This window comes from Stutzerimonas frequens, from assembly GCF_024448335.1.
Classification (GTDB): Bacteria; Pseudomonadota; Gammaproteobacteria; order Pseudomonadales; family Pseudomonadaceae; genus Stutzerimonas; species Stutzerimonas frequens.
The window spans coordinates 1-12,376 of the sequence record NZ_JAMOHM010000003.1; the positions used below are offsets into that span (position 1 = coordinate 1).

The 12,376-nt window shown below is 66.5% G+C and carries 7 protein-coding genes; 6 read left to right on the forward strand and 1 reads right to left on the reverse strand.

The annotated features are described in order from the left end of the window. Positions 1-669: 669 nt before the first annotated feature. The 6 genes from NAO55_RS05020 to NAO55_RS05045 all read left to right on the forward strand — a co-directional run bounded on the left by NAO55_RS05020 (position 670) and on the right by NAO55_RS05045 (position 9,221). A complete protein-coding gene (locus NAO55_RS05020; RefSeq protein ID WP_102841232.1) occupies positions 670-3,153 on the forward strand; it encodes a TonB-dependent receptor in 2,484 nt (827 codons plus the stop codon). A 76-nt stretch (positions 3,154-3,229) separates the two neighbouring features. Next, on the forward strand, positions 3,230-5,146 hold the full coding sequence (locus NAO55_RS05025) for a phytase (RefSeq protein WP_102841231.1): 1,917 nt from the start codon (positions 3,230-3,232) through the stop codon (positions 5,144-5,146). A 68-nt stretch (positions 5,147-5,214) separates the two neighbouring features. Beyond that, positions 5,215-5,928: a protein TolQ gene (tolQ, locus tag NAO55_RS05030; protein WP_102841230.1), complete on the forward strand. Its 714-nt coding sequence runs from the start codon at positions 5,215-5,217 to the stop codon at positions 5,926-5,928. An 11-nt stretch (positions 5,929-5,939) separates the two neighbouring features. After that, positions 5,940-6,401 carry a protein TolR gene (gene tolR, locus NAO55_RS05035; protein ID WP_102841229.1) on the forward strand — a complete coding sequence of 154 codons (462 nt, stop codon included), beginning with the start codon at positions 5,940-5,942 and terminating at the stop codon, positions 6,399-6,401. Next, the gene (locus NAO55_RS05040) at positions 6,401-7,231 is read left to right on the forward strand and encodes an energy transducer TonB (protein ID WP_102841228.1); all 831 of its coding nucleotides are present in this window, start codon (positions 6,401-6,403) and stop codon (positions 7,229-7,231) included. Before tolR ends, NAO55_RS05040 begins: the two co-directional genes overlap by 1 nt. Positions 7,232-7,259: 28 nt before the next feature. Further along, positions 7,260-9,221, forward strand: a complete 1,962-nt coding sequence (locus NAO55_RS05045; RefSeq protein WP_102841227.1) for a PhoX family protein — start codon at positions 7,260-7,262, stop codon at positions 9,219-9,221. Between the two features lie 22 nt (positions 9,222-9,243). On the opposite strand, the gene NAO55_RS05050 is transcribed toward NAO55_RS05045, so the two are convergent. Next, the gene (locus NAO55_RS05050) at positions 9,244-12,234 is read right to left on the reverse strand and encodes a PAS domain-containing protein (protein WP_102841226.1); all 2,991 of its coding nucleotides are present in this window, start codon (positions 12,232-12,234) and stop codon (positions 9,244-9,246) included. Positions 12,235-12,376: the final 142 nt, after the last annotated feature.

The following is a 12,376-nucleotide window of genomic DNA, read 5'->3' on the forward strand; positions in this document are numbered from 1 at the left end:
TACGCAACGATTGCACTCAGCCTCCTGAAAGGGGCGATTGGCGTTGCTGTTTAGTCAGTGCAATGTCCCGAAGCGGCGCGGTATCAACTGGTTTGTGGATCCCACGCTCCGGTGCTGGAGGTCAAACTTTGGCTTTCCAGCGCCATGATTGGCGCAGGTTCTCCTCGTAGGAGCTTGGATCGGATTGCAAGGAGTGCTCCCCGGCTTTTACTTGCAGTGACCATCAGGCGACACCCGACGCCCCTTCAGGAGGGTGAGCGGAATCGCTGTGTAAGGGGGTGAGCCGCATGGATGCGGCGAAAGGCTTAAAGGGCCATGGATGGCCCTTGTAAGCCGACCCCTGGAGCAGCGATGTAGCGAACGAACCCCGCGCGTAGCGCGGGGCCGTATGCAGGGGCAAAGCGTTTTTGGTTACTTTTTCCGCGTCTGGAAAAAGTGACTCGCCCAGCAGGGCGAAACAGGATCTTTCGCCCCCTTCAAAAAACGGCTCTGGCGCGCAGCTCGCTTTGAAAACAGGTCATATCAGCTCAACCCCACCTCCAAAATCCCCCAAAACCCACCTTTCCAACCCCTCCCCAAATCCCCTGTCACAGAACCGCCATATCCCCCACCTACCGTCCGCTGCAGTTCCGGGATGGACCCGGCAAACACCATTCGGGGGAATCGTTCATGAACACATACCGCAGCGGCATCCGCCATGCAGGATTCCGCATCAGCCTGCTGGCCCTGGCTGTCAGCGCCGGTTCGGCCTGGGCTGAGGAGCCGCTGGTCATGGAGCACGTCGAGGTCATCGGCCAGGCCGTCAGCATCGACGAGGCACTGAAGGACCAGCGCAATTCCGACAGTGTCGAAAGCGTCGTTCACGCCGATGGCATTGGCCAGCTGCCGGACGACAACGCCGCCGAGGCGCTGCAGCGCATTCCGGGCATCTCGGTCGAGCGCGACCAGGGCGAAGGGCGTTTCGTCAGCGTGCGCGGCATCGCGCCGGACCTGAACAGCGTCACCATCAATGGCACCCTGGTCCCATCGCCGGAGAGCGATCGCCGTGCCGTGGCGCTCGACGTGCTGCCATCGGAGCTGGTGCAGTCGCTGTCGGTGGTCAAGACCCTGACGCCGGACATGGATGCCAACTCTCTGGGGGGCACCATCGAGGTACAGAGCCTGTCGGCCTTCGACCATGACGGGTTGTTCTACAGCCTCAGCGGTGAGGGCAGCTATGACGACAACGTCGACAAGACCAGCCCGAAATTCTCCGGCGCCATCAGCAACCGCTTCAGCCTGGGCGATGGCGTCGACAATTTCGGCGTCGCCGCGGCCGTCAGCTGGCAGGAGCGCGATTTCGGCTCGGACAACGTCGAGACCGGCGGCAAGTGGGACTTTGCCGACGACGGCGCGCGGCTGGAGGAACTCGAGCAGCGCGACTACGCGATCACCCGCGAGCGCACCGGCTTCGGGCTGAACTTCGACTACAAGCCGGACGATGTCAGCAGCTACTACCTGCGCACGCTGTACAGCCGCTTCAAGGACACCGAAACGCGTAACGCCGCCGGTGTCGCCTTCGAGGATTCGCAGCTGCCGGGCGAGACCGGTGACGCCGAGGGCTGGCGCGAGCTGAAGTCCCGCGAGGACACCCAGACCGTGCAGTCCTACGTGTTCGGCGGTGAACGCATGATGGGCCTGTGGACCCTGAGCGGGCAGGCCGGTTACAGCCAGTCGCGCGAGCGCAATCCGGGCGGCATCGCCAGCGCGACCTTCGAGGGCGATTTCGCCGATGCCGGTTTCTCCAGCAGCCGCAAGCCGCGCCTGATGATCGATTCGTCCTTCTACGACCCGGCGTCCTTCGAGCTGGATGAAGTGGAGTGGGAGAAAAGCGACACCCGTGACCGCGAGAAGAACATCCGCCTGGACCTTGCGCGTGAGTACGACATCCAGGGTTACGCCGCGCAGGCCAAGTTCGGCGGCAAGCTCAGCCGCCGGCACAAGGACAACGATAACGAAGTCTGGAAGTACGACGATTTCGACGACCTGACCCTGGCCGATTTCCAGGGCGGCAACGTCGACTACGCGCTCGGCCGCTTCGGCCCAGGCATCAGCGCCTCGGCCATCGAGGGCGCGATTGGCGGTCTCGATGCCAGCGAGTTCTACGATGAGGAGGAGTCGCGCATCAATGACTTCGACATGCACGAGGACATCAACGCCGCCTACCTGATGAACACCGTGGACATCGACCGCTGGCGCGTCATCGCTGGCCTGCGCTACGAAGGCACGCGCTTCAGCGCCAAGGGCACCGGCCTGCGCGACGGTCAGTTCGAGTCCATCCCCAGCAGCAATGACTACCACCATTGGCTGCCCGGGCTGCACGTACGCTACCAGCTCACCGACGACACCATGATCCGCGCCGCCTGGACCAACAGCGTGGTGCGCCCGACCTTCGGCCAGCTGGCGCCCGGTTTCGTCATCGAAGACGACGCAGCCGAGTTCGGCAACCCCGATCTCAAACCGCTGGAATCGATCAACTACGACCTCGGCATCGAGCACTACATGGGCCGCGCCGGCGTGGTCTCGGCCTACCTGTTCTACAAGGACATCGACAACTTCATCTACAACACCGACCTGGCCGGCACCGGCCAGTGGGCCGCGTTCGACGAAGCGCTGAGCTTCCAGAACGGCAGCAGCGCGAAGCTCTACGGCCTGGAGCTGGCCTACTCGCAGAAGCTCGACTGGCTGCCGGCGCCGTGGAATGGCCTGCTGCTGGGCGCCAACGCCACCTTCAGCCAGTCCGACGCGGACATCGAGGGGCAGGGTATGCAGCGCAGCATCGACCTGCCGAACCACTCCGACACGGTCGGCAACCTGATGCTCGGCTGGGAGAACGACCGGCTCAACCTGCGCCTGGCTGCCAACTACAAGTCGGACTACCTCTACGAGGTGGCCGGTATCGACGACGAGGCGCACGACCTCTATGTCGACGATCAGCTGTTCGTTGACTTCAAGGCCGGCTACTTCATCACGCCGAGCCTGCAGCTGACCTTCGAGGCGCTGAACCTGACGGACGAGACCTACTACGTCTACAGCGGTCGCCACGCCTACAACGCCCAGTACGAAGAGTACGGCCCGACCTACAAGCTCGGCCTGACGCTGACCCACTTCTGACCCCTATGCCGCTCCGGTGCCCGCCGTTCCCCTTTACGGCCGGGCGCCGGCCCGCGGCAGCCTGAATGGATACACCATGAACGCACTACCCAAAACCCTGTTGCTCGGCCTGTGCATCGCATTGGCGGCCTGCCAGTCCACGCAACCAGATACGCCGGCGAAGTCGGCCCGGTTGAACATCAGCGAACCGCTGCTGGCCGGCCTCGAGTACGCCCAGCTGCTAAACGGCGACGCCCCCTGGGCTGGCGCCGACCGTGTGCAGGTCGATGACCAGGGCCTGCGCCTGCTGGACAAGACCGGCAATACGCTGGCCCAGCACGCCGGGCGCTTCGAAGGGCTGGACCATCGCGTCGACGATAAAGGCCTGTTGCTCGCCACCGTCGAGCGCAAGCGCCAGCAGGCGATGCTGATCGGCCTGAATCCCGCGCGTGCCTGGAGCCAGCCGCTGTACCTGCCGCGCACTGCATTCGCCATCGAGGGGCTGTGCCTGTACCGCGACAGCGCGCGCAACGACTTCCTGTTCCTGCTCGGCGAGGAGGGTGTCGGCGAGCAATGGCTGGTCGGCAGCCAGGGTCGCCTGCTCGGTGAGGCACGGCGCGTGCGCGGGCTCAGCCTGCCGCCGCAGAGCGCCTTCTGCCAGACCGATGACAGGGCTGGGCAGCTCTATGTCAACGAGGAGGCCATCGGCTTCTGGCGCTACCCTGCCGACGCCGAGGCGCCGTTGCAGCGCGAGCCGGTCGATCTGCGCCAGCCGTTCGGCAGCCTGACCCATGCCGCAGCGGGCATGAGCCTGGTGCCGGGCGGACTGCTGGCGCTCGATCCCGAAGCCTCGGTGCTGCATCTGTACCGGCAGAACGAAGCCGGCTGGCAAGCCGATGAAGTCATCGCACTGGACGGCTTCGACGAACCGGAACGCATCAGCGCGCGCCGCGGTGCCGAGGGCGTCGAGCTGCTGCTGGCGGACGAACGCGGCTTGCAGTTGGCCCGTCTGGACTGGCAGCCGACCGCGCTGTCGCAAGCCGAGCCGATCGTAAGCCTGCCGGCCGCGGTGGAGACCGGCCCGGTGCCGAGCCTGGGTGATGCCGCCGATGATCCGGCGATCTGGGTCCATCCGCGCGATCCGGCGCAGAGTCGCGTGCTCGGCACCGACAAGAAGGGCGGCCTGGTGGTGTACGACCTCGACGGCCGTCAGGTGCAGGACCTGCGCGTCGGCCGGCTGAACAACGTCGATGTGCGCAGCGGCTTCCGCCTTGGCAGCAAGCGCGTGGACCTGGCCGTGGCCAGCAATCGCGATCACAACAGCCTGCACCTGTTCGCCATCGACCGGGCGAGCGGGGTGCTCCGCGATGTCGGCGAGATCGCCACGCCGCTGAGCGAAATCTATGGCCTGTGCATGTTCCAGGATCGCCAGGGCACTACCTACGCCATCGCCAACGACAAGGACGGCACCTTCCTGCAGTACCGCCTCGATGGTCGCTCCGGCCAGCCGCGTGGCGAGCTGGTGCGGCGCTTCAAGCTGGACAGCCAGCCCGAGGGTTGCGTGGCCGACGACCGCAGCGAGCGGCTGTTCGTCGGCGAGGAAGACGTCGCGGTGTGGGTGGTCGATGCCCGCGCCGAGGTGCCGGCGGTGCCGGAACAGGTCATCGGTGTCGGCGGGCCGGTCTACGACGACATCGAAGGTCTGGCCATCTACCACGGCGAGCGCGGCGACTACCTGGTGATTTCCAGCCAGGGCAACGACAGCTATGTGGTGCTCGATGCCCAGGCGCCCTATGCCGTACGCGGCGCCTTCCGTGTCGGCCTGAACGCCGAGCGCGGCATCGACGGCGCGTCCGAGACCGATGGGCTGGAAGTCACCTCGGCAGACCTCGGCGGCATCTGGAACCGCGGCATGCTGGTGGTGCAGGACGGCCGCAAGCGCATGCCTGAAGGCACGCAGAACTACAAGTACCTGCCCTGGTCGGCGGTTGCCGATGCGCTGGGGCTGGACTGACGTCATCGCCCGGTAACCGGCCCGCCATCCAATAGCAGCTGCCCCAGTCGGGCAGGAGGAAACGATTCATGCAAACGACTCTCGAGCACATGTCCGTCTGGGGCCTGATCAGCGAAGCCAGCCTGGTGGTGCAGGCGGTGATGATGATTCTGGTCCTGGCCTCGGTTTCGAGCTGGTACCTGATCATCCGTCGCAGCGTGGCGTTGCGCAGCGCCGAACGGCTGCAGCGCGGCTTCCTGCAGCGCTTCCGACAGGGCGGCGATCTCGCCCAGCTCTATCGCGAAGGTCAGGCGCAGCCGTTGCCGGACGAGGCCGCGCTGCAGCGCATCTTCCTCGCCGGTTACGGCGAATTCGCCCAGCTGCAACGCCAGCCGGGGATCGCGCCGGATGTAGTGGTGCAGGGTGTCGAGCGCAGCCTCTACGTGGCCGTCGCCGAGGAGGAGGAGCGTCTGGAAAAGGGCCTGCAGTTTCTCGCGACCGTGGGTTCGGTGAGCCCCTATATCGGCCTGTTCGGCACCGTGTGGGGAATCATGAACTCCTTCCTCGGCCTGTCGCAGGTGCAGCAGGCGACGCTCTCGACCGTCGCGCCGGGCATCGCCGAAGCGCTGATCGCAACGGCCATCGGCCTGTTCGCGGCGATTCCCGCGGTGATGGCCTACAACCGCTTCGCTGCCCGTGGGCAGACGCTGGTCGGCCGTTACTACGCATTCGGCAACGAGCTGCAGGCGCGCCTGCATCGGCGCCTGCACGCCGCTTCACCCAACGTCGCCGCAGCCGCCTGAGGAGGACAGCCATGCTAGTCAGGCCACAGCACAAACACGGGCCCAAGGCGGAAATGAACGTGGTGCCCTACATCGACGTGATGCTGGTGCTGCTGGTGATCTTCATGGTCACCGCGCCGATGCTGGTGCAGGGCGTCAAGATCGAGCTGCCCAAGGTCGCAGCCGAAGCGCTGCCGGTGGAGAACGAGCGGCAGATCCTCACGCTCTCGGTGAAGGCCGATGGCGGCTTCTACTGGAATCTGGGCAGCGAGCTGGACATCGACAACCAGACCGACAGCGCCGTCGACCTGGCCGAGCTGCAGGCCAAGGTCGGCGCGATCATCGCCGAGCGCGGCGACACCCAGGTCTATGTCCGTGCCGACGAGGCGGCGGACTACGGTCGCGTGGTCGCCGGTATCGCCGAGCTGCAGCGCGGCGGGGTGGTCAACCTGGGGCTGATCACCGAGGCGCCGGCCGGAGCCGGGCAGCCGTGATGATGACCTTCAGCACGCCCGCCGCGCATGGCAGCGAAGTTGTCCCGCGACAGTGGATCGGTCCGGCCGGGGCTGCATTGCTGACCCTCGGGATGCACGCCGGACTGTTCGCGCTGTTGCTCGGCAGCTGGTCGCCAGCGCTGGAAATGCCGGTCGCCACCCAGGTGATGCAGACCCAGTTGATCAGCCTGCCGCCGCCGGCGCCAACCGAGAGCGCAGTGTCGGTCGAACCGCCCGTCGAGCCCGCGGTCGAACCGCCGCCGCGCGAGCCGCAGGTCGATACCCACGCCCAGCAGCAGCGACTCGAGCAGGCCGAGCTGGCCTTCAAGCGCGCCGAAGAGGAGCGCAAGGCCGAGCAGCTGAAGCAGCAGCGCGAGCAGTTGGAACGCCAGCGCGAACAGCAGCGTCAGCGCGACGAGCAACGCCGCCAGGAACAGGCACAGGAGCGGGAACGGATGGCTCAGGAAGAGGCACGGTTGCAGGCGGCGCGCGAAGCCGAGGCATCGGCACGCGCCGAAGCGGCTGAGCGCGCACGACAGGCTGCAGCGGCCGAGGCTGCCAGCCGGCAGTACCTGCCGATCGCCAAGAAGCCGCCGGTCTACCCGCAACGGGCGCTGGACGCCGGGCTGCAGGGTTCCTGCACGGTCAGCTACACGGTGGGCGTCGACGGGCGCGTGCGCTCGCCCGAAGTGGTCGGCGACTGCCATCCGCTGTTCATCCGCCCATCACTCACCGCCGCCAAGAGCTTTCGCTACCAGCCGCGCATCGTCGACGGCCGCGCGGTTGCCGTGCCCGACGTAAAGAACACCTTCCATTACCGCATCGAATGATGCCGTTACGACTCAGGAACCGTTTTCGATGAAACAGGATTTCACCGATTTTCACGCGAGCGTGGGCGCTCATGACGACCAACCGGTCAATCCGAGCGGCAACGTGCCGTTGCAGCAGGCGATCGATCAACGCCGGCGCGGGCTGCTCAAGGGTGGCCTGGGCCTGGCCGGCATCGCCTTTCTCGGCGGTGGGATGGCCGGCGCGCGAGCTGCAACCCGGAGCGATTCGCTGCTCGGCTTCGAAGGCATTCCGACCCGGCTCGACCCGCACTTCGACCGGGTCGAGGTGGCGCCGGGTTACAGCGCCCGGGTGTTCTTCTCCTGGGGCGATCCGGTGCATGCCGACGCACCCGAGTGGCAGCCGGATGCCAGCGACGATTGGCACGCCCAGCTCAAGCAGGCCGGCGACAACCACGACGGCATGCATTTCTTCCCGTTCCCCGACGCGCCCGACAGCCGTGGCCTCTTGGCCATCAATCACGAATACGTCAACCCGACGCTGCATCCCGACGGCATTGCCGTAGTGGCCGGCCGGCGCCCGCTGGAGCAGGTGCGCAAGGAGCAGGCGGCCCACGGCCTGAGCGTGATCGAGGTGCGCAAGGACGCGCGGGGCGAATGGCAGCGGGTGATGGATTCGCCCTACAACCGCCGCATTTCCGGCATGACGCCGATGGCCATTGCCGGGCCGCTGGCTGGCCATGCAGCGATGCAGACCATGGACGATCCGGAAGGAACGACGGTGCTCGGTACGCTGAACAACTGCTCCAGCGGCTTCACGCCCTGGGGCACCTATCTGGTCTGCGAGGAGAACTGGCACAACTACTTCGTCAACCACGACGCCGACGATCTTGCCGCGCGCGTCTCGCACAACCGCTACGGCATCGCCGGCAGCGGCATGAGCAAGCTCTACGGCTGGGGCACGGTCGATCCGCGTTTCGATGCCACGCCGCAGGCAGGCCAACCCCATGGCGGCTTCGTCAACGAGCCGCACCGGTTCGGCTGGGTGGTGGAGGTCGATCCGTTCGATCCGCAGAGCACGCCGGTCAAGCGCACCGCCTTTGGCCGCTACTGCCGCGAGTGTTCGGTGCTGTCGCTGGGCGAGGACGGGCGCATGGCGTTCTACTCGGGCGACGATACCAAGGGCGAGTACGTCTACAAGTTCGTTCCCAGCGGCCGTTACGTGCCCGGTGCGGACGCGGCCAACCGCCGCTTGCTGGATGAGGGCACCTTGTATGTCGCGCGTTTCGATGCTGACGGCAGTGGCCAGTGGCTGGCGCTGGTGCACGGTGAGCATGGCCTGACCGCGGAAAACGGCTTCCCCGGCCAGGCCGAGGTGCTGCTCAATGCCCGCGCCGCTGCCGACCGCGCCGGCGCGACGCCGATGGACCGGCCGGAGTGGGTCGCGGTGCATCCCGATACCCGCGAGGTCTACGTCACCCTGACCAACAATGACGGGCGCGGCACCAAGCAGCCGCTGGACAAGGCCAACCCGCGACCGAACAACCTGCACGGACAGATCCTGCGCTGGCAGGAGGAGGGCGGCGACCCGGCGGCGACGCGTTTCCAGTGGGAGGTCTTCCTGCTCGCTGGCGAGCGTCGTGGTGCGCGAGATGCCCAGGGCCGGCCGGTTGCCGCCAACCTGATCGGCACCATCGACGGCGACTGCTTTTCCTCGCCGGACGGGCTGGCCTTCGATCGTGACGGGCGCTTGTGGATCGAAACCGATTTCGACGATGACGAATCGGTGATGCAGGCCATGGGCACCAATCAGCTGCTCTGCGCCGATCCGAAAACGCGCGAGGTGCGGCGTTTCCTGGTCGGGCCGCGGGGTTGCGAGATCACCGGCATCACCTGGAGCCCGGACTACCGCGCCATGTGGATCAACGTGCAGCACCCGGGGCTGAGCTTTCCGGCCAGCGACGGCCAGTCACGCCCGCGCTCGTCCACGGTGCTGATCACCAAGGATGACGGCAGCGTGATCGGCAGCTGACGATTACGCCGGCGCCATCTGTTCAGGAGCCGCCACGCAGCAGCTCGATGGCGTCGAGCAGCTGCTCCGGGGTGAAGGGCTTGGCCAGCCGGTGCAACGCTAGCGCAGGTGTGGTGGAGGGCAGTTCGGCGTAACCGGACACCAGCAGAACCGGCAGCTGCGGGCGCGTTTCCCGCACCACGGCCGCCAGCTGCGCGCCGCTCATCAGCGGCATGGCGTGGTCGGTGACCAGGATGTCGACCTGGTTGACCCGTAGCAGGTCCAGCGCTTCGCCGGCCGATCGTGCGGTGAACACTCGATGTCCGGCTGCTTCCAGGATGCCGGCGGTGCTGAACAACACCAGCTCGTCGTCGTCCACCGCCAGCAGCGTCAGCGGCTTCGTCGTGCGCCGCGGGATCTCCTCGTGCGCCGGTGTGGCAGGCGCCGACGCCGGACCGTTTTCCGCTTTCAAGGCCGGTAGCCAGATCTCGGCGGTGGTGCCCGCGCCGGGCGAACTGCGCAGCACCAGGCGGCCGCCGGATTGCTCGGCCAGCCCATGGACCATGGACAGCCCGAGCCCGGTGCCCTTGCCGACACCCTTGGTGGTGAAGAAGGGCTCGACCGCGCGCTTGAGGGTCGCGTCATCCATACCAGCGCCGCTGTCGCTGAGCTCCAGGCGCACGTAGCGTGCGGCGGGCAAGCCGTTCTGCTCCTCGGCCAGGCTCAGTTCTTCGGCGGTGATGCGGATATGGCCGACGCCGGCCATGGCGTCGCGCGCATTGGCGGCGAGGTTGAGCAGGGCGGTTTCCAGCTGGTTGGGATCGGTCTTCACCCGCGCCAGCCGGGTCGGCAGCTCGACCTGAAGCTGGATGGTCGGGCCGAGTGAGCTGTGCAGCAGTTCCTTCATGCCTGCGATCAGTTGCGCCAGGTCGATCGGCATCTTGTGCAGTTCCTGCTTGCGGGCGAAGGTGAGCATGCGCGCGGTGAGCGAAGCGCCGCGCTCGGCACCGGCCCTGGCATTGTCCACCAGGCGCAGCAGCGCGGGGTCGGCGGGCATGCGCCGACGCAGCAGGTCGAGGCTGCCGAGGACGGCCATCAGCAGGTTGTTGAAGTCGTGGGCGATACCGCCGGTGAGGTTGCCCAGCGCCTCCATCTTGTGCAGCTGCTGCAGTGCCTGTTCGGCATTCACCCGTTCGCTGATGTCCAGCGCTTCGGGTACCAGGGCGAAGATGCTGCCGTCCTCGCCCGTGACCGGGCGCACGGAGAAATCGAAGACGCGCACGCCCTGCGGCATGTTCAGGGTCATGGTCTCGCGCTCGGTGGCACCGGCCGCCACCCGCCGCGTCATCTCGCGGACCCTCTCTGGCATGCCGGGTGTCGCGGCGAACCAGGGCGATTCCCAGAATGGCAGGTAGGCCAGTTCGTTGAAGCGGGCGCCGATGCCCGCCAGCGCCGTGGCGTTCACATAGAGAATCGCGCCGTCCGGCGCGAGCATCGCCATGTACAGGTGCGAGGTTTCCAGCACCGCACGAATGTTCGCCTCGCTGCGGGCCAACGCCGCGGTGCGCTCGGCGACCTTGGCTTCCAGCTGTTCCAGAAAGCACTGCTCGCGTTGCCTGACTGCCGCAGCAGAGCGCACACGCTCGATGTGCGCCCAGGAGCGATCGGTGACTTCTCTGAGCAGGGCGAGCTCGCAGGCGCTCCATACTCGAGGCACGCGGTCATGAATGGCCATCAGTGCGGTCAGTCGGCCCTCCTTGACCAGCGGCAGGCAGATGGTGGCGGCGATATCCAGTTGCTGGAAGGTCGCCGCGTCGGCGGCGGGCAGGCGGGCGAGGTGATCGTCGACGATGAAGGCTTCGCCAGCGCGCAGCTTCTGGACCGCGAGGCCGCCGAACGCGGCGAGCCGGTAGTGGCCGACGATGCTCATGCAGCCCGGCGCCGACCAGTCGCCGCGGATGGTGAAGCTGTCCTGGTCGGGCTCCATGTCGGCGTAGGCGCAGCTGGACAGGCCCAGATGCTCGCCGAGCATGCGTGTGGTGATATTCAGGATGGCGTCTGCGTCGACGCTGCGGGCGGTTTCCTTGGCCAGTGCGTCGAGGAAACGCAAGCGTTGTTCGTTTTCGCGCAGGGCCTGTTCGGCCTCGGCGCGCTCGGTGACGTCATGACCCTCGACGAAAATGCCGCAGACATCGCCATTCGCATCGGTCACCGGCTGGAAGACGAAATCCAGCAGGCGCTCTTCCTCCGCCTCTCCCTGGATGCGCTGCAGGCCAACGCGGATACCGGAGCCGACGAAGGCGGTGCCGCTGCGATAGACCCGGTCGAGAATGTCGATGAAGCCCTGCCGCTCGACTTCGGGTAGCGCCTCGCGCACCGGCTTGCCGATGACCTCGCGTTCGCCCACCACCCGCAGATAGGCCGGGTTGGCCATCTCGAAGACATGTTCCGGGCCGCGCAGCATCGCCATCAGCCCGGGTGCCTGTTCGAACATCTCTTGCAGGCGTGCTTGCTGGCCCTGCAGCTCACGCTCGGCCATTACCCGTTCCGTGGTCTCCACGACCAGCGCGATCACGCCGGCCGGCTGCGCCTGATCATCGAACACCGGCGAATAGTCCAGGTTCAACCAGGCGCGCTCGGGGCGGCCGTTGCGGTACAGCACCAGCTCCTGATCCTTGTACGACAGCGTGCCGCCAGCCAGGCCGACCTTCATCACGTTGTCGTTGAAATCGGCGACTTCAGGCCAACCCTCGCGTACCTCCGAGCCCAGCAGTTGCGGGTGCCGGCTGCCGGCAAACAGGGAGTAGGCGTCGTTGTAGATCATGATGCCGCGCTCGCCCCAGAGCAGGACGATGGGTGTTGGCGAGAGCAGCAGCATGGCCGTGACGGTCTTCAGGCTCGACGGCCAGTCAGCCAGAGGCCCCAGCGTGGTTTGCGACCAGTCGAAGCGGCGAATCAGCGCGCCGAGCTCGCTGCCAGCGGGGAGAAATGCGTGGTTCGAGTCGTCAGGCGAGAGGTGTGCTGCTGGGTCCATCAGTAGCGATCCGTATCCGGTGTGTAGGCAGGGCAGGGTGGACCAGACGAGAGCTGGTTCAGCTCGGACAGCCGATTGCCCGGGAAGTCGTGCCGGCAAGGCAAGCGATTGATGGTGCGATTCGCTGCAGTTCGTCCTTGCA